Origin of the sequence: Pantoea sp. S61, from assembly GCF_016625145.1 — a bacterium.
Taxonomy (GTDB): domain Bacteria; phylum Pseudomonadota; class Gammaproteobacteria; order Enterobacterales; family Enterobacteriaceae; genus Pantoea; species Pantoea rwandensis_B.
The window spans coordinates 14,679-38,189 of sequence record NZ_JACVUO010000026.1; the positions used below are offsets into that span (position 1 = coordinate 14,679).

The 23,511-nt window shown below is 51.2% G+C and carries 24 protein-coding genes; 10 read left to right on the forward strand and 14 right to left on the reverse strand.

The features are described 5' to 3' along the window. Positions 1-59: 59 nt before the first annotated feature. From proW to IAE30_RS27330, 7 genes are all read right to left on the reverse strand, one after another. Positions 60-1,280 (reverse strand): glycine betaine/L-proline ABC transporter permease ProW, encoded by a 1,221-nt coding sequence (gene proW, locus IAE30_RS27300; protein ID WP_038645277.1) that lies wholly within the window; start codon positions 1,278-1,280, stop codon positions 60-62. Further along, positions 1,277-2,473, reverse strand: coding sequence for a glycine betaine/L-proline ABC transporter ATP-binding protein ProV (gene proV / locus IAE30_RS27305; protein ID WP_045815844.1), 1,197 nt, complete (start codon positions 2,471-2,473; stop codon positions 1,277-1,279). Before proV ends, proW begins: the two co-directional genes overlap by 4 nt. 412 nt (positions 2,474-2,885) lie before the next feature. Continuing rightward, positions 2,886-3,845: a class 1b ribonucleoside-diphosphate reductase subunit beta gene (nrdF, locus tag IAE30_RS27310; RefSeq protein WP_038649925.1), complete on the reverse strand. Its 960-nt coding sequence runs from the start codon at positions 3,843-3,845 to the stop codon at positions 2,886-2,888. Positions 3,846-3,853: 8 nt separating this feature from the next. Next, entirely contained in the window at positions 3,854-5,992 is a 2,139-nt protein-coding gene (nrdE, locus tag IAE30_RS27315) for a class 1b ribonucleoside-diphosphate reductase subunit alpha (RefSeq protein ID WP_200681360.1), read from the reverse strand. Further along, positions 5,971-6,375 (reverse strand): class Ib ribonucleoside-diphosphate reductase assembly flavoprotein NrdI, encoded by a 405-nt coding sequence (gene nrdI, locus IAE30_RS27320; RefSeq protein ID WP_045834020.1) that lies wholly within the window; start codon positions 6,373-6,375, stop codon positions 5,971-5,973. Before nrdI ends, nrdE begins: the two co-directional genes overlap by 22 nt. Before the next feature lie 4 nt (positions 6,376-6,379). Continuing rightward, entirely contained in the window at positions 6,380-6,622 is a 243-nt protein-coding gene (locus tag IAE30_RS27325) for a redoxin NrdH (protein WP_038645282.1), read from the reverse strand. Positions 6,623-6,954: 332 nt separating this feature from the next. Beyond that, the gene (locus IAE30_RS27330) at positions 6,955-7,272 is read right to left on the reverse strand and encodes a DUF883 family protein (protein ID WP_034825483.1); all 318 of its coding nucleotides are present in this window, start codon (positions 7,270-7,272) and stop codon (positions 6,955-6,957) included. 149 nt (positions 7,273-7,421) lie between these two features. Here IAE30_RS27330 and IAE30_RS27335 point away from each other — a divergent pair, with 149 nt between their 5' ends. The 4 genes from IAE30_RS27335 (at position 7,422) to IAE30_RS27350 (ending at position 10,748) form a co-directional block, all read left to right on the forward strand. Beyond that, positions 7,422-7,760 (forward strand): DUF2002 family protein, encoded by a 339-nt coding sequence (locus IAE30_RS27335; protein ID WP_038645285.1) that lies wholly within the window; start codon positions 7,422-7,424, stop codon positions 7,758-7,760. A 134-nt stretch (positions 7,761-7,894) separates the two neighbouring features. Then, on the forward strand, positions 7,895-9,304 hold the full coding sequence (gene mmuP, locus IAE30_RS27340; RefSeq protein ID WP_200681361.1) for an S-methylmethionine permease: 1,410 nt from the start codon (positions 7,895-7,897) through the stop codon (positions 9,302-9,304). Next, positions 9,294-10,229, forward strand: coding sequence for a homocysteine S-methyltransferase (gene mmuM, locus IAE30_RS27345; RefSeq protein ID WP_038645289.1), 936 nt, complete (start codon positions 9,294-9,296; stop codon positions 10,227-10,229). The genes mmuP and mmuM overlap by 11 nt, the downstream gene beginning before the upstream one ends. Positions 10,230-10,325: 96 nt before the next feature. Continuing rightward, positions 10,326-10,748, forward strand: coding sequence for a hypothetical protein (locus tag IAE30_RS27350; RefSeq protein WP_038645291.1), 423 nt, complete (start codon positions 10,326-10,328; stop codon positions 10,746-10,748). A 57-nt stretch (positions 10,749-10,805) separates the two neighbouring features. Here the strand turns inward: IAE30_RS27350 and IAE30_RS27355 are convergent, their stop codons facing one another. Next, positions 10,806-11,942: an N-6 DNA methylase gene (locus IAE30_RS27355; protein ID WP_200681362.1), complete on the reverse strand. Its 1,137-nt coding sequence runs from the start codon at positions 11,940-11,942 to the stop codon at positions 10,806-10,808. A gap of 73 nt (positions 11,943-12,015) precedes the next feature. On the opposite strand from IAE30_RS27355, the gene IAE30_RS27360 reads away from it, so the two are divergent. From IAE30_RS27360 to IAE30_RS27370, 3 genes are read left to right on the forward strand one after another with little or no spacing between them, the layout of a single operon-like run. Beyond that, positions 12,016-12,732, forward strand: a complete 717-nt coding sequence (locus IAE30_RS27360; protein WP_200681363.1) for a hypothetical protein — start codon at positions 12,016-12,018, stop codon at positions 12,730-12,732. After that, complete coding sequence (locus IAE30_RS27365) at positions 12,733-13,707, forward strand: zinc ribbon domain-containing protein (protein ID WP_200681364.1); 975 nt, start codon at positions 12,733-12,735, stop codon at positions 13,705-13,707. Then, positions 13,707-14,600, forward strand: a complete 894-nt coding sequence (locus IAE30_RS27370; protein ID WP_200681365.1) for a hypothetical protein — start codon at positions 13,707-13,709, stop codon at positions 14,598-14,600. The genes IAE30_RS27365 and IAE30_RS27370 overlap by 1 nt, the downstream gene beginning before the upstream one ends. Positions 14,601-14,656: 56 nt before the next feature. On the opposite strand, the gene speG is transcribed toward IAE30_RS27370, so the two are convergent. Further along, complete coding sequence (gene speG / locus IAE30_RS27375) at positions 14,657-15,202, reverse strand: spermidine N1-acetyltransferase (RefSeq protein ID WP_200681366.1); 546 nt, start codon at positions 15,200-15,202, stop codon at positions 14,657-14,659. 228 nt (positions 15,203-15,430) lie between these two features. Here speG and IAE30_RS27380 point away from each other — a divergent pair, with 228 nt between their 5' ends. From IAE30_RS27380 to IAE30_RS27390, 3 genes are read left to right on the forward strand one after another with little or no spacing between them, the layout of a single operon-like run. Beyond that, entirely contained in the window at positions 15,431-16,390 is a 960-nt protein-coding gene (locus tag IAE30_RS27380) for an ABC transporter substrate-binding protein (protein ID WP_200681367.1), read from the forward strand. Positions 16,391-16,410: 20 nt separating this feature from the next. Then, the gene (locus tag IAE30_RS27385; protein ID WP_200681368.1) at positions 16,411-17,256 is read left to right on the forward strand and encodes an ABC transporter permease; all 846 of its coding nucleotides are present in this window, start codon (positions 16,411-16,413) and stop codon (positions 17,254-17,256) included. After that, positions 17,256-18,041: an ABC transporter ATP-binding protein gene (locus tag IAE30_RS27390; RefSeq protein WP_200681369.1), complete on the forward strand. Its 786-nt coding sequence runs from the start codon at positions 17,256-17,258 to the stop codon at positions 18,039-18,041. The genes IAE30_RS27385 and IAE30_RS27390 overlap by 1 nt, the downstream gene beginning before the upstream one ends. A 57-nt stretch (positions 18,042-18,098) precedes the next feature. Here IAE30_RS27390 and IAE30_RS27395 read toward each other — a convergent pair whose 3' ends face one another. Genes IAE30_RS27395 through IAE30_RS27415 form a run of 5 tightly spaced genes read right to left on the reverse strand, consistent with a single transcriptional unit; the run spans position 18,099 to position 23,054 of the window. Further along, positions 18,099-18,764 (reverse strand): ABC transporter ATP-binding protein, encoded by a 666-nt coding sequence (locus tag IAE30_RS27395; RefSeq protein WP_200538069.1) that lies wholly within the window; start codon positions 18,762-18,764, stop codon positions 18,099-18,101. Next, positions 18,757-19,590, reverse strand: a complete 834-nt coding sequence (locus IAE30_RS27400) for an ABC transporter ATP-binding protein (protein ID WP_200681370.1) — start codon at positions 19,588-19,590, stop codon at positions 18,757-18,759. The genes IAE30_RS27395 and IAE30_RS27400 overlap by 8 nt, the downstream gene beginning before the upstream one ends. After that, positions 19,580-20,437 carry an ABC transporter permease gene (locus tag IAE30_RS27405; protein WP_034825506.1) on the reverse strand — a complete coding sequence of 286 codons (858 nt, stop codon included), beginning with the start codon at positions 20,435-20,437 and terminating at the stop codon, positions 19,580-19,582. Before IAE30_RS27405 ends, IAE30_RS27400 begins: the two co-directional genes overlap by 11 nt. Next, the gene (locus IAE30_RS27410; protein WP_200681371.1) at positions 20,434-21,486 is read right to left on the reverse strand and encodes an ABC transporter permease; all 1,053 of its coding nucleotides are present in this window, start codon (positions 21,484-21,486) and stop codon (positions 20,434-20,436) included. Before IAE30_RS27410 ends, IAE30_RS27405 begins: the two co-directional genes overlap by 4 nt. Continuing rightward, entirely contained in the window at positions 21,486-23,054 is a 1,569-nt protein-coding gene (locus IAE30_RS27415) for an ABC transporter substrate-binding protein (RefSeq protein ID WP_200681372.1), read from the reverse strand. Before IAE30_RS27415 ends, IAE30_RS27410 begins: the two co-directional genes overlap by 1 nt. Between the last annotated feature and the right edge of the window lie 457 nt (positions 23,055-23,511).

A 23,511-nucleotide genomic window follows, 5' to 3' on the forward strand; every position in this document is an offset into this window, starting at 1 on the left:
ATTCCTTATTTTACGTGTAGCGTCGGAGACGGACGGCCACGGCGGGCCGTCCAAAGAAATCAGACTTTTTTACTGAAGGGGCGTAATAGCAAGCCAACGGGGCCGGTGTTATACCAGTGGCGACTACCACGGCTGCGGCTGTCACGGCCAACAGATTGTGTCAGGCGGTCAAGAATAATCGCGAGGATAACGATACCGACACCGCCAACACTGGCGAGGCCCATATCCAGGCGACCAATACCGCGCAGGACCATCTGACCAAGACCGCCAACAGCGATCATCGAGGCGATCACCACCATCGACAGTGCCAGCATCAGTGTCTGGTTGACACCCGCCATGATGGTTGGCATCGCCAGCGGCAACTGCACTTTAAACAGCATCTGGCGGGGGCTGGCACCAAAGGACTCGCTGGCTTCAATAAGATCAGCGGGCACCTGTTTAATGCCAAGAATGGTCAGACGGACAATCGGCGGCAACGCAAAGATAATGGTCACCACCACACCAGGCACGTTACCGATACCGAACAGCATCACAATTGGCACCAGGTATACAAAGGCGGGTGTGGTCTGCATCGCATCCAGTAATGGTCGCACAATTCTCGCCGCACGCTCACTGCGCGCCAGCCAGATACCGAGCGGTAATCCAATGATGATGCAGAACAGTAGGGCGGTCAGCACCAGCGCCAGCGTCACCATCGCTTGCGACCAGGCGCCGATCATGCCGATCAGCACCAGTGAAATCAGCGTGGCAATACCCATCGCCGGGCTGGCAATCTGCCAGGCGATCAGCGCAAACAACGCAATCGCAACGGGTGCAGGCAACCCCATCAACAGATTCTGGAAGGCACTGAGGATATAATCCACTGGCACACGAATGCCCTGGAACACCGGGCGGAAATGGTTCACTACCCAATCGATGCCTTCCGTCACCCAACGATCCAGCGGGATCATGGTGTTGTGGAAGGGGTCCATAATATTGAAATGTTCAGGTTTCGGCGCCGGCGCGCTGCTTAGCCAGTCGCTGCTACTGGCCGCCGAGGAGGCCGCATCATGACCTGCACTGGAGGCGGCATCATGGCCTGCACTGGAGGTGGCATCCGAGCCGGTGCTGGAGGCATTGCCCCAGGCATCAGTAGAACCTGAACTGGCACTGCTATCCGCCGGGGCAGCACTCCCGCCCCAGGGATCGCTACTGCTGGCCGCCGCACTCGAATCTGTTGTAGCAGGTTGCGGCGTGGTCTGGCTGGCGCTGTCCCACGGATTGCTGGTTTGTTCACTCATGACTGGGCTCCTTCACGATCTAAAGCGCGCAATAGCATGCTTTTGGAAATAATACCGACGTACTGATTCTCCTCGCCGACCACCGGCACCGCGCAGGGCGCTTGGGCAACGTGGGAGAGCAAATCGTTCAGTGAGGTATCCGCAGGAACCGCTAACGGCGTCTCAAGCAGGGCGCTATCCAGTCCTTCACCCGCGGCCAGTGCTGCTTTAAGTGAATCGGTTGAAACCACGCCGACAAATTTCTGTTTCTCCAGCACATAGCCAAATTCGCGGTCCTCATCCTGCAGCAGTTTGATGGCGGATCGCGGGCCAAAACCGGCCGCTTTACGAATCAGTGCGCCAGCGCTACGACGGGCGATATCCTTAGCGCTAAACACATGGCTGATATCGACACCCCGGAAGAAGGTGCGCACATAATCGTTCGCGGGATTATTCAGAATCTCATCCGGCGTGCCGACCTGAACGACTTCGCCGCCCTGCATGATGGCGATGCGATCGCCAATACGCATCGCTTCGTCGAGATCGTGAGAGATAAACACGATGGTACGCTGATGTTTCGCCTGCAGTTTCACCAACTCATCCTGCATTTCAGTGCGGATAAGCGGATCGAGGGCGGAGAAGGCTTCATCCATCAATAATATATCGGGATTGATTGCCAGCGCGCGGGCTAATCCGACGCGTTGACGCATACCACCAGAGAGTTCATCCGGGTAGGCGTGGGCATAATTATCCAGTCCCACCTGACGCAATGCTTCCAGCGCTTTTTCCTGACGTTCCTGTAACGCCACGCCCGCTAATTCCATGCCGAAGGCGGTATTATTGAGAACCGTCATATGGGGCATTAATGCGAAGGATTGGAATACCATGCTGATCTTATTTCTGCGCACTTCACGCAGTTCAGCATCCGATATTTTCGCAATATCGACACCGTCAATGATCACCTGGCCGCGAGTGGGTTCGATCAGACGATTGAGAAGGCGAACCATGGTGGATTTCCCTGAACCGGAGAGCCCCATGATGACGAAGATCTCGCCTTCTTCAATGGCCAGACTGGCATCTTTTACGCCGACTGAGAGACCGGTTTTCGCCAGAATCGTCTCTTTGCTTTCGCCTTTCTCAATCAGCTTAAATGCCTTTTCGGGGTGATCCCCAAATACCTTATATAAATTCTTTACTTCGAGTTTAATTGCCATGCAGTAATTAATTTCCCGGTTAAATGTTTAGCTATTTCTTGTAATGATCTCGATTAAATTTAAGCGCCCTATAACCTAGCATAGTGAGAATATCTGACAACCCTTGGTGCGGATATTTGGTTGAGCGAGCGTGCGCAGATTGGCGATAATTCCAGTGTTCACAAGGGATGAGGGCGAATCATTTTTTTCTGAATTTTTTGTGAATTTAACCCGCTTTCATGGCAAATGCTCAGTGAAACACGAATAAATTGCGCTTATGTAGACGATATAATGGACGAATGAATGGCGCTAAAATGACAAAATAATGAAGCTGAGAAAGGGAAATAACGGGGGAATATTTGTCAGTCTGAAGAGGAAATATGAAAGCGATGAAAGGGCGCGCTGTGGCGCGCCCTGTGCTGCAGGCCTGAGGCTAGAAATTCCAGTCCTCGTCTTCGGTTTCCACGGCTTTTCCCATCACGTAGGAAGAACCTGAACCGGAGAAGAAATCGTGGTTTTCATCGGCATTCGGTGACAAAGCGGAAAGAATCGCCGGATTCACCGTGGTCAGCTCTGATGGGAACAACGCCTCATATCCCAGATTCATCAATGCCTTGTTGGCGTTATAGTGCAGGAAGGTTTTTACCTCTTCCGCCCAACCGACATCCGCATACAGCGCTTCGGTATACTCCACTTCGTTTTCATACAGCGCCAGCAGCAAATCGATGGCAAATTGCTGCAGCTCTTCACGGCGTGCATCGTCGACTTTTTCCAGTGCCTTCTGGTACTTATAGCCGATGTAATATCCGTGTACCGCTTCATCGCGAATAATCAAACGAATCAGGTCAGCGGTGTTGGTCAATTTGCCACGGCTTGACCAGTACATCGGCAGCCAGAAACCGGAGTAGAACAGGAACGATTCCAGGAACACGCTGGCGATTTTCTTCTTCAGCGGGTCCTCGGCACGATAGTGCTCCAGCACAATCTTCGCCTTGTTCTGCAACGCTTCGTTCTCTTCACTCCAGCGATACGCGGCATCGACATCGGCGGTGTTGCACAGGGTGGAGAAAATCGAGCTATAGGACCGCGCATGCACTGCTTCCATAAAGCTGATATTCGATAGCACCGCCTCCTCATGCGGCGTGATGGCGTCTTCCATCAGGCCCGGCGCGCCGATCACGTTTTGGATGGTGTCGAGCAACGTTAACCCGGTAAACACACGGATGGTCAGCTGCTGTTGCTGGTGGTCCAGTGACTGCCATGCAGGCAGATCGTTGGACAACGGCACTTTTTCCGGCAGCCAGAAGTTGCTGGTCAGACGGTTCCACACTTCGAGATCTTTTTCGTCCTGGATACGGTTCCAGTTAATCGCTTGAATTTGTTTAAGTTGCATAGTTTTCATCACAATGAGCAGGAGACACAGCCCTGGACTTCAGTGCCTTGCAGCGCCATCTGGCGCAGACGGATGTAATAGAGCGTTTTGATGCCTTTCTTCCACGCATAAATTTGCGCTTTGTTGATGTCACGCGTGGTGACGTCATCGCGGAAGAACAGTGTCAAAGACAAGCCCTGATCGACGTGTTGTGTGGCTTCGGCGTAGGTATCAATAATCGCTTCCGGGCCAATCTGATACGCATCCTGATAGAGATCCAGGTTGTCATTAGTCATAAACGGCGCCGGATAGTACACGCGGCCGGTTTTGCCCTCTTTGCGGATCTCAATGCGCGACACAATCGGATGAATACTCGAGGTGGCGTGATTGATGTACGAAATTGAACCGGTAGGCGGAACCGCCTGTAAGTTCTGGTTGTACAGGCCATGCTGCATCACTGATTCGCGCAATGCCTGCCAGTCGGCCTGCGTCGGCAGTGCAATGCCTGCATCGGCGAAGATCTGTGCCACGCGCGCGGTGCGCGGCTGCCAGGGGCGATCCACATATTTATCGAAGTAGTGACCGTTGGCGTATTGCGACTGGTCAAAGCCATCAAAGCGCTGTTTACGCTCTTGTGCCAGCAGGTTAGAGGTGCGCACCGCGTGATAGGTCACGCAGTAGAAGTAAAGATTGGTGAAATCCAGCGCCTCTTTCGAGCCATAAGCCATGCCTTCACGCGCCAGGTAACCATGCAGGTTCATCTGACCCAGGCCCACCGCGTGTGAACGGCGATTGCCTTCCGCCACCGACGGCACCGAGTTGATTTCGCTCATCTCAGAAACCGCTGTTAAGGCGCGTACCGCCGTTTCCACGGTTTGTGCCAGATTGCGGGAATCCATGGCATGCGCGATGTTCAGCGAGCCGAGGTTACAGGAGATATCCTTGCCCACGCGGCGGTAGTTGAGATCGTCATAGAATTCGCTGGCGCTGTTAACCTGCAAAATCTCTGAACACAGGTTGCTCATATTGATGCGACCGGCAATCGGGTTATGACGGTTCACGCTGTCTTCGTACATGATGTACGGATAGCCTGACTCAAACTGGATTTCGGCCAGCGTCTGGAAGAAATCACGCGGCTTGATGTAAGTCTTACGGATGCGATCGTCCGCCAGCATCTCTTCGTATAGCTCGCTGATGCTGATATCACCAAATGCCTTGCCGTAAATACGCTCAACGTCGTACGGCGAGAACAGCGCCATATCGCGATTCTCTTTCGCCAGCTGGAAGGTGATATCGGGGATCACCACGCCCAGTGACAGCGTTTTGATACGGATCTTCTCGTCAGCGTTTTCTCGCTTAGTATCGAGGAAGCGGAAAATATCCGGATGGTGCGCGTTCAGCCACACTGCGCCCGCGCCCTGACGTGCGCCGAGCTGATTCGCATAAGAGAACGCATCTTCCAGCATCTTCATCACCGGAATCACACCAGACGACTGGTTTTCGATACGTTTAATAGGCGCACCGGATTCACGCAGGTTGGAGAGCAGGAATGCCACGCCGCCGCCACGTTTGGAGAGTTGCAGCGCCGAATTCACCGCACGGCCAATCGATTCCATGTTGTCTTCGATGCGCAGCAGGAAGCAGGACACCAATTCACCACGCTGCTGTTTACCGCAGTTGAGGAAGGTTGGGGTGGCTGGCTGGAAGCGGCCACTGAGCATTTCTGCCAGCAATTCACGTGACAGCGATTCATTACCGCGTGCCAGCGTCAGCGCCACCATGCAGGCGCGCTGCTCGAAAGTTTCGAGATAACGTTTACCGTCGAAGGTTTTCAGCGTGTAGCTGGTGTAAAACTTCCACGCCCCCAGGAAGGTATGAAAACGGAAACCCCAGGCATCGGCTTCATCGTGCAACTGGCACAGGAAATTAAAGTCGTACTGATTCAGTACCGTGGCTTCATAGTAGCCTTCCGCCACCAGATAGCGCAGACGATCGCCCGCCGAGGCGAACTGTACGGTATTCGGCTCTACGTGCTGCAGGAAGAACTGGCGCGTGGCCTCATGATCTTTTTCAAACTGAATGCGGCCATCGGCGTCATACAGGTTCAGCATCGCATTGAGCGCGTGATAGTCCAGCTGCGTGCTGTTCAGGGTGTCTGTCGTTGCCAAAATTGGGTTACTCCCGCTTTTACATTAGCGATATCGTCGGGGGTTCCCATCAGCTCAAAGCGGTAGAGATAAGGAACCTGACATTTCTGCGCAATGATGTCGCCCGCCAGGCAGTAGCCTTCACCGAAGTTGCGGTTACCGGCAGCAATCACCCCGCGAATACCGCGTCGGTTGGCGTCATCATTAAGGAATTGAATCACTTGTCTGGGCACCGCACCTCGCGCGCTGCCGCCGCCGTAGCTCGGCACCACTAAGATATAGGGCTGGTCGATATTGAGGCACTGCTTGCCATCCAGCGGAATGCGGCGAGCAGGCAGTCCCAGACGAGTGATAAATCGGTGCGTGTTTTCCGACTGGCTAGAGAAGTAGACCAGTGGGAACATCGCCTTATCCCCCGACTGCAGCGAGCTGGCGCAGGCTGGCGATTTTGTCAGGGCGGAAGCCGCTCCAGTGGTCATCATGGGTCATGACAACGGGCACCTGGCGATAGCCGAGGGATTTGAGGTTATCAATGGCTTCCGGTTGGGTATCAAGGTTGATCAGCTGATAGTCGATACCTTTGCGGTCCATGGCATTTTTTGTCGCGTTGCACTGGACACAGTTGTTTTTAGTGTAAATAATAATGCGCATGATTCGTATTTCCCTTTGATTGCGGTCTGGATGCGAGATACGAAGCAAAATCCTGTTTGCAGCGAACTTCGTCCTTGACGACATCTGGTAGTGAGTTGATGGGTTGAATACTAGATGTAGTGTTCGTGGCGGTCAAGCCCACCAGATATAGGGATTTTGTATTTTAATCTTCGGATAATCGCTAACACCAGAAATCATGCGCCTTCCAGGCCCGAAAATTTTTTTGTAAAGGCGCAGGGCGTGAAATTTAGGTCAAATTTTGTGCGTATTCATTCACCACAGGCATAAAAAAGCCCCGCAATCGCGAGGCTCTCTTTAAACACCAGTGACGGTTAACGGCGTGACATCAACAGTGCACCTAGCACTAAGCCAACCGCGGCACCCACACCGACGCCATGCCAGGGTTTATCATGCACATAGGCATCAACCTGATAGCTTGCGTCACGCGCTGCCTGAGAAACACGGCTGTTACCGTTATTCAGTTTTGCGCGAGTCTGTTTTAACAGCGACTGCGCTTTGCTGCGCGCGCTGTCCACTTCATCTTTGGCTTCGCTGCCGTAAGATTTAAGTAATGCTTCGAGCGAATCTGCCAGCTCATTCACATCCTGATTAATATCAATGTCATCGTTTTTGCTTACGCGATTAAACATTTTTTCGCTCCCTTTGATTTAACAAGTAATACTTAGTGTAGACGAAACGTGACTAAACGCAGGCGTATGCCAGGCTTTAGGGAAATTCCGAATGTCCTGTATGTCGGGCTGTTGTAAGGTTGCGGGGCTGTGAGAAGAGAGGAGCAAGCATGTATTTACGTCCGGATGAGGTAGCGCGCGTACTGGAAAAGGCAGGGTTCGAAATGGACGCCCTGACGCCGAAAATCTACGGTTATCGTCGTGGTGAAAGCTATGTCTACGTCAATCGCGAAGCGCGCATGGGCCGCACCGCATTGATTATTCACCCTACGCTGAAAGAGAAAAGTCAGCACTTTGCTGAACCCGCTTCAGAGATGAAAACCTGCGATCACTACACGCAGTTTCCACTTTATCTGATGGGTGAATCCCAGGAACATTACGGTATTCCGCACGGTTTTAGCTCGCGTATTGCGCTTGAGCGCTATCTGCAAGGCGTATTTGGCGCCTGATGTTGTGCCCCGTTGACGCGGGGCCACCCCCCTATATTTAAAACCCTTACCCTTTGCCATGTTGCAAATTGCTACGCTGGCGCGTATAACCCTGTGTCCATATAGATGTTCAGACGTCCATACGGATAAAAATAATGCAAACGCAGGATACTTCTTCGCAGGAAAACTTTAAGCGCACCATGAAAGTGCGGCATCTGGTGATGCTGTCACTCGGCGGCGTGATTGGTACCGGACTCTTCTTTAACACCGGCTATATCATCTCGACCACCGGCGCAGCGGGCACGCTGCTGGCGTATCTGATCGGGGCGCTGGTGGTGTGGCTGGTGATGGTGTGCCTGGGTGAATTGGCCGTGGCGATGCCGGAAACCGGCGCGTTTCATGTCTACGCCGCGCGCTATCTCAGCCCGGCAACCGGCTACACCGTGGCATGGCTCTATTGGCTAACGTGGACGGTGGCGCTTGGCTCCAGCCTGACCGCCGCCGGTTTCTGCATGCAGTATTGGTTCCCCGCCACGCCCGTGTGGTTATGGTGTCTGGTGTTCTGCATCGCCATCTATCTGCTGAATATCGTCTCCACGCGTTTCTTCGCGGAAGGGGAGTTCTGGTTCTCCATCATCAAAGTGGTCACCATCATTGCCTTTATCATTCTTGGCGCAGGCGCGATGTTTGGCTTTATCCCGATGAAGGATGGCAGTGCCGCACCGGGATTAAGTAACCTGACGGCTTCAGGGTGGTTACCGCACGGCACCTTGCCCATTTTGATGACCATGGTGGCAGTGAACTTTGCCTTTTCCGGCACAGAGTTGATAGGTATCGCCGCCGGTGAAACCGAGCAGCCGCAGAAAGCCCTGCCGCTGGCAATTCGCACCACCGTAGCACGATTGATTATCTTCTTTATTGGTACAGTATTTGTGCTGGCGGCGTTGATCCCGATGGATCAAGCTGGCATCGTCAAAAGCCCGTTTGTGCTGGTGTTCGAGAAGATCGGCATTCCCTATGCGGCTGATATCTTCAATTTCGTGATCCTGACGGCGATCCTTTCCGCCGCTAACTCGGGTCTGTATGCATCGGGCAGGATGCTGTGGTCACTGGCAAATGAGAACACGTTGCCGCGCTGTTTCGCACAGGTGAACCGCCGTGGGATTCCGGTGCTGGCGATCACCGTCAGTATGATCGGTGGCTTGCTGGCGCTGTTTTCCAGTGTGATCGCGCCGGATACCGTGTTTATGGCGCTGTCAGCCATTTCAGGTTTTGCGGTGGTGGCGGTGTGGCTGAGTATTTGTGCCTCGCACTATGTGTTCCGTCGTCGCCATCTGGCCGCAGGCGGTTCGCTGCAACAACTCGCCTATCGCGCGCCACTCTATCCTTTAACGCCGATTCTCGGTTTCCTGCTGTGCCTGCTGGCGTGTGTAGGGCTGGCCTTCGATCCTTCACAGCGTATTGCGCTGTGGTGTGGCATTCCATTTGTGCTGTTCTGCTATGCCGCATACCATGTCACGCATCGACGTAACCTGAAGGCCGGGGAGGCCAATGATGTCGCGTAATCCTGTCGCAGAAGCGTTAACTCAACACGACACACTGATTCTGGATGGTGCGCTGGCCACCGAACTGGAGGCGCGCGGCTGCAATCTCGCCGATGCGTTGTGGTCTGCCAAAGTGCTGATGGAAAATCCTGAGCTGATTTATCAGGTGCATTACGACTATTTTGCTGCTGGAGCCAATGTGGCGATCACCGCCAGCTATCAGGCCACGCCGCAAGGCTTTGCGGCGCGTGGACTGGATGAGGCGCAGGCGCTGGAATTGATTACGCAAAGTGTGAAGCTGGCACAGCGTGCGCGTGATGATTATCGTGCGGCATCAGGCAGTGAAGCCGCTTTGCTGGTGGCCGGCTCCGTTGGGCCTTATGGCGCTTACCTTGCTAATGGTGCTGAGTATCGCGGTGATTACGCCCTGCCAGAAGCGGAGATGAAAGATTTCCATCGCCCACGCGTCAAGGCGCTGTTGGACGCGGGCGTGGATTTGCTGGCGTGTGAAACCTTGCCGTCGTTTGCTGAAGCGCAGGCGCTGGTGAGTTTGCTGGCAGAGTTTCCGGACAGCAGCGCATGGTTCTCCTTCACGCTGCGTGATGCGCAATACATTAGCGACGGCACGACGCTCAGCCAGGTCGCCGATCTGGTGAATAACGCACCGCAGGTGGTGGCGATGGGCATCAACTGTGTGGCGCTGGAGAGCGTGACGCCGGCGCTGCAAGCCCTGCAGGCACTGTGTGCCAGGCCGCTGCTGGTCTATCCCAACTCAGGCGAACAGTACGATGCCAGCAGCAAAACCTGGCACTCGGCACCGTCGGGCTGCACGCTGCACGATAAATTCCCTGAGTGGCAGCAAGCGGGCGCGCGGCTGATTGGTGGCTGTTGCCGCACCACGCCACAGGATATCGCGGCGATTGCCGCCTGTTGTCAACCGCAATAAAGACCAGAAAAGCAGCACTGATAGCGCGATTGAGGCGAGTGAAAAGCGGGATAGGGCAGTTTAGACTGTCCTATCTGATTCTATTGCGGACCTGCCATGAACCTGCGACATCTTCTTCCTGCCACTGCATTGCTGCTGAGCGGCTGTGCCACCATTGTCGGCACGGAAACGCAGCCAGTAAAAATCGATTCTGTCCCGCAAGGTGCCCGTTTCACCGTACAGGATGAGACGGGCCGCGCGGTGGCGCAGGGCTACACGCCACAAACCGTCGAGCTGGCAAAATCCACCGGCAATTACTTTGGTAAGAAGCATTATCAGGTGATGCTGGAGAGTCCGGGCTATGTACCGGTGACGCTGCCGATCGAGGCCAGTGCCAACTTGTGGTATCTGTTAGGCAACATCCCGTTACTGGGCTTCCCCGGCTGGCTGCTGGTGGATCCGTTCTATGGCGGCATGTATGACCTGAAACCCGAACATCCGCAGCCGCGTCTCAACGTGGTGGGGGCGCGCGGCGGTTAATTTTGTAAAGCTATAACGCGACATTTCATCAGGACTTATTTAATAAAATAAAGCCTATTATGCCAATAGGCTTATTATTAAGTTGGACATGCTACTTATTGTTATATGTCGAGCGCAAGTTCCAGTTGAATTTTCTGTTATCCAGGTTTTTTTGTTTTCCTTCCAGAATTCGATGAATTTATTTCTATTTTTTTCGTCGCTAAACCTAATTGAGAATAAGCAATCTGAAATTATTGCCCCCCCCGATTTAATGATGTTTGTTTTGCCTAAAACTCGAGTGCCAACCCTAGCAATAATTATATCCCCTGCTTTTGCAGTGCGGTATTTTAGGCTAGTGTCATCCCCACTTAAACTTAACATTTCCATATCGAGGTTCATGTTTGTAGTGTGAATATATGGATGTCCGGATAATTTGCATTCTTTTCCTGATAACCTCCCCCTTATAATCTCAAAGGGTTTTTTCACTGTGTTTTTTTTATTTTTTTCGTAAGTGAAGAATGTTTTTTTCACATCACGTTGCGTCTCTAATTTTAACTGAGCATTTGAATCAATGATAATATGAGTGAACTTCTGTTGATTAGAAGGTTTAATATTTCTTAAAAAAAGAATGTATGTTTTGGCTTCAGTGTGCTTAAACGCTTTTTGTTCGCATTCAATTATATTTTCAATTTTGTAGTTGGAAAATAGAGATTCTCTAAATTTTGAAAGTTTTAAGCCGTTAATAATAAGCTCAGGAACTATTATTGCAAGGATACCATTTTCATTTAAATGTGTAAGGTTTATCGCAATGAATGCAATTTCAGCGCGGATTTTTTTTGATTTTTCTAAATTTAAACCAAGAGAACTAAAAACATATTCATTTATACTTTTTGATGTATTAATTAATTCAAATGGTGGATTGCAAACGGCTAAATCAAACTTTCTATTTAAAAGCGTAGAAAAGCTTTCACTGCTTGTCGCATCAAAACAAAAATGCTCATCAAAAGGAAATTTTTCAATGAGAAGTGAATGATTAATTGGATCTATATCAATCGTAGTACACTTAATATCTGCCCATTTGGATTTTACAGCATCAAGCAATGCTCCTTCTCCTGCACTTAACTCTAAGCAGGTATTAGGCTCTTGAAGAGTAGTGAACTTTGTGAGTAGATCACTAAGATTTTTACTAGTATAATATTGATTAAAATCGACCACGTTCTAAGCTTCATGTGTATAAATTAACAGTATTTTACTGCGTTTTCTTAACGAGGTAAAGGAGTCATCTCAAATGCCGCAAAATTTAAATCTAAGTCTTTTCGATGAGGCCGAATTTGAAGAACGGGCCGATTACCTTGAAAAGGAAAATCTTTTAAGTTGGACTGCTACCAGTAAGCACTTTGATAATATTCAAAGAAAATTAATTCAAGTTGGTGCTAAGCTAATTGTCGGCCCTCGAGGGACTGGGAAAACGCATCAAATGAGATGCGCATATTTTGGATGTAAGAATGACAGCACCCGTCCACTACCATTGTATATCTCATTTAACCATTATCTTAGGTTAGAAACTTATTTACATGAAAATTCAAATGCTATTGATATCTTTCACGCTTGGGTTTTGGCTAAAATAATAATTGCATGCTCAAGTGAGTATGATGTTTATAATGATGAACTGAGTTTTGATATCGAATTCTTAAATGCATTCATACTGGATGTTGAGAAGCAAAGATATAATCAATCATATTCTGTTGTGCTTTCTGAGTTGAGCATTTCTGTTGTTCAGAATATGATAGAAAGAGCTATTGAAAAGAATGAAAGAAAACGTGCTGTTGTTTTTTTAGATGATGCAGCATTGACATTTACTAACGATTACATGATTGAGTTTTTTGATATTTTTAGAAGTTTAAAAACGATCAAGATTTCTCCAAAGGCATCTGTTTATCCAGGTACAACACAATATGGCCCTAGATTTCACGTGGGGCAAGATGCTGAAAGAGTAGATATCTGAATGAATGTTGAAGATCCTGATTATCTTCAATTTATGGACGCAATAGTTTCAACAAGATTTGGTAATAGTCTTGAGATAGATAAGGATATTAGAGAGTTACTAATGTATGCAGCTTTCGGTATTCCTCGTTCATATATAATGTATCTTAGATCATATTTGGATTCTGATAGGAAGGGACAGCAATCAAAATTTAACGCGATTATTACAGAGAAATGCAATAACATACTCAGCGAGTATCGTTCTATTGCTCAGAAAATGCCACAATATAATAAGATCATAAACATTGGAGATGAATTAATATCCGAAATTGTAAAAACAATAAAGTTATTTAACCATAATAAGATTGATGAATTAGGTCCAGACTTCAAGAAAAACATTGTCATCGGTATTGATGACATTGACACTAAAGCAGATCGAATGATCAAGTTTCTTATTGAGGCTGGAATATTGTATGCGCAGGATGACATATCTCACGGTACAGAAAGAAAATTAAGAAGATTTATTCCACACCTAGCCTTTTTGATTAAAGAAAGATCATTTACTAAAAGTAAAGGTTTTAGTGCTTCAGGTTTATTACAAGTACTTAAAGGAGCATCTGAAAAACACCCCGTAAGGCGGAAATTTGAACGACTATTATCAAGGGATAAAATTGAACAAATTTCATTAGATTTACCTCCTTGCAGCAACTGTAATACACCTAGAATTACTGATGGACAACGATTTTGTCACATTTGTGGCACTGCATTACTTGAAAGCTCAACATTCAAAAACTGCATGTCGACTAAATTGGTTGATTTGCCTTTAACAGATTTTCAAAAGAGAGTAATTGAAAAAACAAAATATGTAATAATTGAGGATGTTTTGTTTTCGGATAATACTGCTGCCGAACTAAGAAAAGTTAAAGGCGTTGGTGATAAGTATTCGGCAAAAATTGTCCTTAAAATAAATGAATGGACTAATGAGTTCCTTTACTGATGAATAAAAAAGCGAAAAAAACATTTAATTATCAAGTGTCGGGTACTAGGACTACATCTAGTATCAAGTCATTGGTTTTTTTTGACGAGTCATATTTAGAGCCCGTAAAACCTCCTATTGATATTTTTAATGGAAAGAGAGGCAGTAATATTAGATTGCTCGGGGCATGCTTATATTCATCAGCTAGTTCAACTTTCCAGCCTCTAGCAAACTCAAGTAGCGACGAATGGAATCAACTTTCTCATTTAGTAATACTCGGCCTGGTTTCAAGTGTTGAAACTTATTTCAGAAGTTTAATTAGAAAATTATTAATTATTGATGAGCACTCAAAAAAACATAGTTATGTTGCAAATGTTACATATGGAGCTGCATTACATCATCAAAAAGACCTTCTACCGGAAGCACTCCTTGAAAATGCATCATTTACTTCGTCTGCAAATATTGTCAAGACATTGAACTCTTTTTTGGATTTAAATCTTGGGGGATATGCTAAAATCCCCTCATTAAATTCTGCATTCAATGATTATGATACGGTTTGCCATTTGAGACATTGTGTTGTACACCGATCTGGGCATCTTGGTTCTAATAATGCGCTATCTTTGGGTTTAGATGAGTATTGTAAGTTTCTTGAGAAGCCTATTTCCATTGATCTTTCCGGAATACAGGAAATTGCTGTGGTATGCGATACTCTCATTAAAGAAATCAATGACAAGATTTTTCACGATATATTGTCTAGAACCGTAAATCATTTAAATTGGAGTGGGGATTTGCGTAGTGATAAAAGTCTTTTTAAGCCCTATTTCGATCTTTTCAGCCCAACAGATAGTAATGATGTTGCTACTCTTAAGAGATGCTATCATGAATTCATTTTAGCCCATGATATTAAAGTATAATTTTCATGGTTAAACAATTGATGTATATAGTGCACATTTGTGCACTATATATCATGCTATTGCGCAGTCGGCTTCACCATCGCATGACCGGATTTATGCTGTGCCAGATAATGCTGCTGGAAAATGCACATCCGAATGGTATTGCGATATTCACCATTGATGAAAAATTCGTGCTTCAGCACGCCTTCCACTTCAAATCCCAGCTTGGTGTAGATGTGAATCGCTTTCTCATTCTCCTGATCAACGATCAGGTAGAGTTTGTAGAGATTCAGCACCGAAAAACCGTAATCCATCGCTAACTTTGCTGCCTGGCTGGCTAAACCTTTGCCCTGATGTCCCGGATCGATAATGATCTGAAACTCAGCCCGGCGATGCACATGGTTGATCTCGACCAGCTCCACCAATCCCGCTTTTTGCCCGTCATGCTCGACAACGAAGCGGCGTTCAGTTTGATCGTGGATGTGTTTGTCATAAAGATCCGACAGCTCAACAAAAGCTTCGTAGGGTTCCTCAAACCAATAACGCATCACGCTGGCGTTGTTATCTAACTGATGCACAAAGTGCAGATCTTCGCGCTCTAACGGACGCAATTTCACCGACATACGGTGTTCCTTCTGTAGAAAAGTTGGCATGAGTATAGCGCCGTCGTCAGCAGGTTGCTTTCGCACCAGTGTGGTTAACCCTGCCGGATTTATGCACCGTTTAAGTGCGAATTTGCGCTTTACGCTCCCATCAGAACAGGGTTTGACGTTCTGGCACAGCCATTGCTTGGCTTGTATAGATAAGACTATACAACCGTTGTTTTTCATCACCTTTATCAGGAGTGGAAGATGGGCAAGCCAGTGAAACACGTTGTTCATGCATTAACCGCCGTAGTCCTGTGCGCCAGTGCTTTAGCCGCACAGGCAGCCGACACCAAAGTCGCTATCGGTATTTCCGGCTGGACCGGATTTGCCCCACTGACGCTGGCCGATAAAGCCGGGATCTTTAAAAAGCACGGCCTTGATGTCGATGTGAAGATGATTCCGCAGAGCAGCCGACATCTGGCGGTGGCTTCCGGCACCATTCAGTGTGCAGCGACCACGGTAGAAACCTACATCTCCTGGAACGCTGCAGGTGTGCCGATCAAGCAGATCGTTCAGCTGGACAAATCATATGGTGCTGATGGCCTCGCCGCCCGCAGTGACATCACCAGCATCAAAGATCTCAAAGGCAAAACCATCGCGGTGGATGCGCCCGGCACCTCACCGTATTTCCTGCTCGCCTGGATGCTGGATAAAAACGGCATGACGATGAAAGACGTGCGTCTGGCAACCATGGCACCTCAGGCGGCGGCCCAATCTTTTGCGGCGGGTCAAAACGATGCGGCGGTGACCTATGAACCTTATCTCTCGGTGATCCGCAATCAGCCTAAAGCCGGCAAGATCCTCGCCACCACGCTGGATTACCCGATGGTGATGGATACGCTGGGTTGCACGCCTACCTTCCTGAAAGCACACCCTGATGCCGCAAAAGCGCTGGTGGCCAGCTATTACGATGCGCTGGAGATGATCAAACAGCAGCCGGACAAGTCTAACGAGATCATGGGTGCAGCAGTGAAGTCGACGGGTAAAGAGTTTGCCGAGTCGGCCAGTTACTTGCGCTGGCAAGGGCCGGAAGAGAACAAGAAATTCTTCAACGGTGAAATTGAAACCTTTAGCGAAGAAGCGGGCAAACTGCTGCTGCGTGCGGGCGTGATCAAGAAAATGCCGGATGTGAAGAGCCTGTACGACGCCAGCTTCGTGCAGTAAGTGGGAGAAAGGAGATGGAGATGAGTAAAAGCCAACCGGTGACTCCACCTGCGTCACTGCCGGATGCCCCCGTGCGCTGGCACAACCCGCTGATGGTCCCCCTGAAAGCGATTTCGCTGCGGTTACGTATTGCGCTCGGCGTGGCGTTCTTTGTGCTGTTTATCGCGATGTGGACGTTGGTCACGCTGGGCGGCATGGTGTCGCCTACTTTCCTGGCCGATCCGCTGACCATGCTGCAGCAGGGCGTGGTGTTGTTCACCGAGTACAACTTCTCGCTGGATATTGGTATGACGGTGATGCGCGTACTGTCAGGTTTCTTGCTGGCGGCCGTGATAGGTGTGCCGCTGGGCATCATGATGGGCGCCTACAAAACCTGGGAAGCCTTTCTCGAACCCTTCGTCTCCTTTTGCCGGTATTTACCGGCTTCGGCTTTCGTACCCTTGCTGATTCTGTGGGCCGGTATCGGTGAAACCCAGAAGATCCTGGTGATCTTTATCGGCTCCTTCTTCCAGATCGTATTGATGGTGGCGGTAACGGTGAGCGGTGCCCGTCGCGATTTGGTGGAGGCGGCTTACACGTTAGGATGCAGCAACCGCTCGATCGTGCGTCGTGTGCTGATCCCCGGCGCAGCACCGGGCATTGCCGAATTGTTACGTCTGGTGCTTGGCTGGGCGTGGACATACGTCATCGTCGCCGAACTGATCGGATCGGAAAGCGGCATCGGCCATATGATCGTCGATAGCCAGGCGTTACTGAATACCGGGCAGATCATTTTCGGCATCATCGTTATCGGCTGTATTGGCTTGATCTCTGATTATCTGTTCAAAGTGCTTAACCGGCGCTTGTTTGCATGGAGCACTCTGTAATGAAACACAGCAAACTCAACGTGCGCGGTGTCGAGCGCATTTTTACCGGCCCCAAAGGCGAGCAGACTCAGGCACTGCAGCCGATTCATTATCAGGTGGAAGAGAATGATTTCATCACCATTCTCGGCCCCTCGGGCTGTGGGAAATCCACACTGCTGCGCATCATCGCTGGACTGGACACACCCACGCGTGGAGAAATCTGGCTGGACGGTAAAAGCGTGGAAGGACCGGGTGCCGATCGTGGCATGGTGTTCCAGAGCTACACACTGTTCCCGTGGCTGACGGTGGAAGAGAACATTCGCTTTGGCTTGCAGGAGCGCGGCATCAGCCCAGCCCAGCAGAAAGAGCGCAGCGATTATTACATTCAGCAGGTGGGATTACGTGGTTTTGCTCAGCACTATCCGCGCCAGCTCTCGGGCGGCATGCAGCAACGCACCGCGATTGCCCGTGCGCTGGCCAACGATCCCAAAGTGCTGCTGATGGATGAGCCTTTTGGCGCACTGGATAATCAGACGCGCGTGATGATGCAGGAGCTGTTGCTATCGGTATGGGAGCAGTCGCGTAAAACCGTGCTGTTTGTCACCCATGACATTGATGAAGCGATTTTTATGGCCAACAAGGTGGCGATTTTCAGCGCCCGGCCGGGCCGCATCAAGCAGGAGGTGGCGGTGAATTTCAATAATGGGCGCGATTACACCATTAAAACTTCACCGGAGTTTATGGCGTTGAAGGCCGAAGTGACCGAGTCGATTCGCAGTGAAACGATGCAGGCGATGGCGCATTGAAGGACTCAAATGTGTAGCGGCGCAATTTATCGCACCGCTACGATTTAGCTTAACGTCTTACCCGACAATCCGTCCCAGTGCCATATGCGCTGCACGATCGCACATATGATCGATCACATCAGGATCGTGACTCACCAGCACCATGGTCAATCCATCATTCTGCTTTAAATCATTCAGCAGGTTGAGGATTTCCGCCTGCACCGACATATCTAACGCCGAGGTCGGCTCATCCAGCAACAGGATCTTCGGCTCCAGCAGCAGGGCGCGCACAATGGCCACGCGCTGACGCTGGCCGCCAGAGAGCTGATGGGGGTAACGATCCGCCAGTGTCGGGTCCAGCCCAACATGGCGGAAACCGTCGTTGATGCGATCGTCGATATTATCGCGCTTCAGCATCTTCAACGGTTCGGCCAGCGTGCGGCGCAGACGATGGCGCGGATGCAGTGAGGCATAGGGATCCTGAAACACCATCTGCACATCACGACGCAGCGGGCCGGTAAAGGCTTTACCTGGCTGCACATTGGTGCCGGCCAATTGCATGCTGCCGCTCCAGAACGGGTTCAAACCGGCCATCACCCACAGCAGCGATGACTTGCCGCAGCCCGATGGCCCGACCAGGCCAAAACACTCGCCCGCGGCCACCTGCAAAGAGACGTCATGCACCACGGTGCGCAGCTCATAGCCCTGCTTGTGCGATACGCTCAGATTGTTTAACTCAATCATGGTCTGCCTCCAGCGCAGCGCGATCCAGCACCGGTAAACGCTCGCCGTGCGTCGCTTTGCTGGGACGACACGCCCACAGCGTGCGCGTGTAAGGATGGTTCGCATTGGCGAGCTGTGTCGCAGGCAGCGTATCCAGTAGTTTGCCTTTGTACATCACCATCACGCGATCGCAGTGTTCGGAAACCTGTTGCAGATCGTGGCTGATCAGCAGCAAGCCCATATTACGCTGCTCCACCAAACGACGAATCAGTGCCAGCACCTGATCGCGCATTGCATGATCGAGCGCCGAGGTCGGTTCATCGGCAATCAGCAGTTCAGGATCGGTGATCAATGCAATCGCCAGCATCACGCGCTGTCCCATACCGCCAGAGAGCTGATGGGGATAGCGTTTCATTAGCTGGCGCGGATCGGGCAAACCCACCGCATCCAGCATCTCGCACACTTTCTCTTTGCGCTCAGCACGGCTCAGTTTGCGGTGCAGCACCAGTGGCTCTTCGACCTGCCAGCCAATGGTACGTGTTGGATTAAGGGCGTATTTGGGGTCCTGCATCACCATCGCGACTTTACCGCCGCGCAGGGCGATCCAGTCGCGTTCGCGCAGGCTGAGCGCATCGGCACCCACCACCTGTAAGCGTTCGGCCTGCAACTGCAATGAAGGAGAGAGTAGCCCCATCAGCGAGCGGGCGGTCAGTGATTTGCCCGAACCCGACTCACCCACCAGCGCCACGCGTTCACGGCCAATCTGGAAGGCGATATTATCCACTAACAGCGTACCTTCACTGCGGATGGACAACCCCTGGGTATCAATTAACAGATCATTTGGCATGACGGGTATCCAGTCGGTCGCGCAGGCCATCGCCTGTCAGGTTAAACGCCAGGCTGGCGAACAGAATCGCGCCACCCGGTGCGGCGGCCACCCACCATTGGTCGAAGATCACTTTACTGCCTTCCGCTACCATCGAACCCCATTCGGCTGTTGGCGGCTGCACGCCCATGCCAAGGAAGCCGAGGCCCGCAGCGGAGAGAATGATGCCGCCGAGGCTCAGCGCCGCGCGCACCACGGCGGTTGGCAAACACAGCGGTAAAATGTGCCCGAACATCAAACGCAAACCGGTAATGCCCTGCATACGTGCGGCAGCCAGATAATCGCTGCGGCGCAGTGCCAGGGTTTCCGCACGTGCCTGACGGGCAAACGGCGGCCAGCTGGTTAATGCCAGCGCCAGCGCACCGTTCATCAATCCCGGACCGAGCATCGCCACCAGCGCCAAAGCAATCACCAGATTCGGCAGCGACAGAAAGATATCCGTGATGCGCATCAGCACTCGCTCGGTCCAGCCGCCAACGTAACCCGCGGTAATGCCGACCAGCAGGCCAACCGGAATGGTCAGCACCAGAATCAGCGATACCAGCAGCAGCGTAGGACGCGCACCGTAGATCACGCGTGATAATAAATCGCGGCCAAAGCCATCGGTACCGAACCAGTGCAGTGCAGAAGGGGCTTGTAAGCGTTGGGCGATCACCTGGGCGTTAGGATCAAACGGTGCCAGCAGTGGGGCGAACAGTGCCATTGCCACCACGATCACCACCAGCGTCAGGCCGATGGTCAGTGAAGTCACACGCGCACGGCGGCGGCGCGGACGAACTGTCTCCAGTTCAGAGAGTTGTTGAGTCATCGGGTTCTCGGATCGGTTAACCAGGTGAGGGCATCGGCCACGGCGTTGAGCAGAATAAAGCAACTGCCTATCAGCAGGGTCGAGCCGAGAATCGCTGGTGTATCAGAGGAAAATAGTGCGTTGGTCATATAACGTCCGACACCGGGCCAGGCGAAGACCGTTTCCGTTAACACCGAGCCTTCCAGCAGGGTGGCGTAGGAGAGGGCGATGACCGTGATCAGCGTCCCCAGCACGTTGGGGAAGATATGACGCAGCAGAATGCGGCTGCGGCTTGCGCCTTTGGCGCGCGCCAGAATCACATACTCTTTGCTGCTCTCTTCTAACAGCGCGGCACGCAATAAGCGTGTAATACCGGCCATCGCTAACAGGCCAAGAATCACCACCGGCAGCCACAGGTGAGCAATCGCATTGCGGAACATCTGCGGGTCGCCTGACAGCCAGCTATCAATCAGCACAAAGCCGGTTTTCGGCTCCAGCGTGTAGATCCAGATATCATCCAACTGTCCCGGCCCGGCAGACCAGTGCAGCACGGCGTAAAACAGCAGCAGACCGAGCAGGCCCAGCCAGAATACCGGAACGGAATAGCCTAGCAGCGAGATAAAGCGCGCCACGTTATCGATCACGCTGCCCGGCTTCCATGCGGCCAGCAAGGCTAATGTGATGCCAAACACGGCGGCGAAGATCATTGCGCAGGTGGCGAGTTCAATGGTGGCGGGGAAGGTGCGCATCAAATCCGCACTGACGGGCTGATTGGTCAGATGCGAGAGACCTAAATTACCCTGCGCCAGATGGCTGATATAACGCCAGAACTGCACCAAGACGGGCTGGTCGAGTCCGAGGTCGTGGCGCACCTGAGCGTAAGTTGCCTCGCTGGCATGGTCACCGGCGATTTGCTGCACCGGATCAACCGGTGACAGGTGCGACAACATGAAAGTGAACGCTAACAAACCGATCAGCGTCACCAGCAGCGATAACAGGCTGGTGACCAGACGGTTAAAGCGTTGCCAGAGTGGCCGGGCGAACCCGGCCTGTGAAGCAGACACTGCCATTACTTAGAAACCTGCGAGTAATACACCATGTCTGGGTTAATCCCCTGTACATAGCCTTTCAGGTTATCGCGCAGCGCAATCAGGTTGCGGGCCTGCAAGCCGATCACGTATGGCGAGTTCTTCAGTACTTCACGCTGCATCGACTGGTACAGTTCAACACGCTTGTTACTGTCCGCTTCGGCGGTGGCGGCCAGCGTCTGTTTGCTCAGCTCTGGAATATGCCAGTCTGAACGGTAAGCAATGGTTTTACTGCCATCTTCAGGGTTATAAGCAAAGGAGGCGGCGTTGGTATTCGGATCGAAGTAGTCCGCCCCCCAGGCGTTCAGCGTGGCTTCGTACTGATGCGCTTTCACGCGGGTAGAGACTTCAGAACTCAGACCCGGCTGCACTTCTACCTTCACGCCACCTTTAGCAAAGCTGCCCTGCAAGGCTTGCGCAATATCCAGATACGGCGGCTGATTGCTGGTGGAGAGTTTAAAGCTGACGTTGGTCAGGCCGGCTTTCTTCAGAATCGCTTTGGCTTTTTCCGGATCGTAGCTGTACGGTGTGTCATTCAACGCGCCGAGGAAACCTTTTGGCAGGAAGGTCTGGTGCACTTCGAACTGGCCTTTCAGCAGGTCGTTGGCAATACCTTTATAGTCGAACAGGTAACGAGCGGCTTCCCACAGGGCTGGATTCTTCAGCACCGGATTTTCACCTACGTTGAACTGGATGTAATAGAGCGAGGCCATTGGAATCGCTTCGGTCTTCACGCCTGCTTTGCCTTTCAGCGCTGCGATTTGGTCAGCACCGAGGTTACGTGCGATATCCACATCGCCCTGCTCCAGCAGCAGACGACGGGCAGCTGGCTCCGGCACGTTCTTGATCAGAATGTTTTTCAGCTTCGGAGCGCCAGCCGGTGACGTCGGGTTGGCGGTCAGCAGCACCACTTCATGCAGCACCACTTTACGGATTTGATACGGGCCGCTACCGGCTGAGTTAGTGCCTAACCATGCATGGCCGAAGTCACCATTTTTGGCATTTGCCTGCGCGGTTTTCTCATCCACAATCGAAGAGACCGGCGCAGACAGCAGGCTCAGCACATAGGCCGGGCTGACGTTGGCGCTCCAGCTGATCTGTACGTGGTTGTCATCGACTTTCTTCAGGAAGGTATCGACGTTGTCTTTATTCCAGCCGAGCTGCGTCAGAATAAAGGAAGGATCGAGATTCAGTTTCACCACTCGGCCCAGAGAGAAGATCACATCTTCCGGACGCAGCGGGTTGCCGCTAGCGAATTGCGCGCCTTTACGCAGTTCAAAAGTCAGACTGCGATTGTCACTGCCTGGCGTCCATGAGGTTGCCAGCGTTGGCTTCAAATCGGTGGGATTGGTCGGGTCTGACTGGACCAGACGTTGATAGATGTTAGTAAACGCTTGCACCGTGGTGAGTTCAAAGCCCTGCGCCGGATCAAAGCTATCAGCATCATCAGTCGACTGCGCAATCACCAGCGTATCTTTTGGTGTTGCGGACTGAGAGGAGAAGGCGGCTACCAGCGATAACGCCAGCAGTGAGGGAATGATTTTTTTCATGTTGTTTCCTTGCCTTAAAAAAGTAATGCGAGTTTACGAGAGCGCCGTAATGAAGAATAGTCAATTTATGGCTATGCATATGCTTTACGGTTCTAAGCGCGGCGGATTGGTTATAAGCCTGTTAAATATACTGTTATTGCTATCGTGCCGCGCAGTGCTACAGACTCGCTAATTTTTGTCCTTTCATCAACCAAATCACAACGGAATTTAAACTCGTTGCTGAACGGAAATAATTAACTTTACTTCGAATTCCTCAGGAATATAATGGCGCCAACTTCAAACAGGAGAATTCAGTTGGACAGTCACCCTTTTAGATGGCAACACAAGGCAAGCTGACGCGCGAATTCTTTTGTCGCTGCTTGCCAACACGGCGGGCAGCAATCCTCTCTCCTTTCTGATGATTGTTCCCTTTTAAACGATAGTAGCGGATAGATATCCGTGGGGATTTCATCATGCA

Bases quoted from the DNA above. Each gene is read 5' to 3' on its own strand.
- IAE30_RS27405 (WP_034825506.1), bottom strand. From the start codon at position 20,437: ATGACTCAACAACTCTCTGAACTGGAGACAGTTCGTCCGCGCCGCCGC.
- IAE30_RS27365 (WP_200681364.1), top strand. From the start codon at position 12,733: ATGAATGTTGAAGATCCTGATTATCTTCAATTTATGGACGCAATAGTT.
- IAE30_RS27325 (WP_038645282.1), bottom strand. From the start codon at position 6,622: ATGCGCATTATTATTTACACTAAAAACAACTGTGTCCAGTGCAACGCG.
- IAE30_RS27335 (WP_038645285.1), top strand. From the start codon at position 7,422: ATGTATTTACGTCCGGATGAGGTAGCGCGCGTACTGGAAAAGGCAGGG.
- IAE30_RS27360 (WP_200681363.1), top strand. From the start codon at position 12,016: ATGCCGCAAAATTTAAATCTAAGTCTTTTCGATGAGGCCGAATTTGAA.
- IAE30_RS27380 (WP_200681367.1), top strand. From the start codon at position 15,431: ATGGGCAAGCCAGTGAAACACGTTGTTCATGCATTAACCGCCGTAGTC.
- IAE30_RS27400 (WP_200681370.1), bottom strand. From the start codon at position 19,590: ATGCCAAATGATCTGTTAATTGATACCCAGGGGTTGTCCATCCGCAGT.
- IAE30_RS27350 (WP_038645291.1), top strand. From the start codon at position 10,326: ATGAACCTGCGACATCTTCTTCCTGCCACTGCATTGCTGCTGAGCGGC.
- nrdI (WP_045834020.1), bottom strand. From the start codon at position 6,375: ATGTTCCCACTGGTCTACTTCTCTAGCCAGTCGGAAAACACGCACCGA.
- nrdF (WP_038649925.1), bottom strand. From the start codon at position 3,845: ATGCAACTTAAACAAATTCAAGCGATTAACTGGAACCGTATCCAGGAC.
- IAE30_RS27385 (WP_200681368.1), top strand. From the start codon at position 16,411: ATGAGTAAAAGCCAACCGGTGACTCCACCTGCGTCACTGCCGGATGCC.
- IAE30_RS27330 (WP_034825483.1), bottom strand. From the start codon at position 7,272: ATGTTTAATCGCGTAAGCAAAAACGATGACATTGATATTAATCAGGAT.
- mmuP (WP_200681361.1), top strand. From the start codon at position 7,895: ATGCAAACGCAGGATACTTCTTCGCAGGAAAACTTTAAGCGCACCATG.
- mmuM (WP_038645289.1), top strand. From the start codon at position 9,294: ATGTCGCGTAATCCTGTCGCAGAAGCGTTAACTCAACACGACACACTG.
- IAE30_RS27370 (WP_200681365.1), top strand. From the start codon at position 13,707: ATGAATAAAAAAGCGAAAAAAACATTTAATTATCAAGTGTCGGGTACT.
- proV (WP_045815844.1), bottom strand. From the start codon at position 2,473: ATGGCAATTAAACTCGAAGTAAAGAATTTATATAAGGTATTTGGGGAT.
- IAE30_RS27410 (WP_200681371.1), bottom strand. From the start codon at position 21,486: ATGGCAGTGTCTGCTTCACAGGCCGGGTTCGCCCGGCCACTCTGGCAA.
- proW (WP_038645277.1), bottom strand. From the start codon at position 1,280: ATGAGTGAACAAACCAGCAATCCGTGGGACAGCGCCAGCCAGACCACG.
- IAE30_RS27395 (WP_200538069.1), bottom strand. From the start codon at position 18,764: ATGATTGAGTTAAACAATCTGAGCGTATCGCACAAGCAGGGCTATGAG.
- IAE30_RS27390 (WP_200681369.1), top strand. From the start codon at position 17,256: ATGAAACACAGCAAACTCAACGTGCGCGGTGTCGAGCGCATTTTTACC.
- speG (WP_200681366.1), bottom strand. From the start codon at position 15,202: ATGTCGGTGAAATTGCGTCCGTTAGAGCGCGAAGATCTGCACTTTGTG.
- IAE30_RS27415 (WP_200681372.1), bottom strand. From the start codon at position 23,054: ATGAAAAAAATCATTCCCTCACTGCTGGCGTTATCGCTGGTAGCCGCC.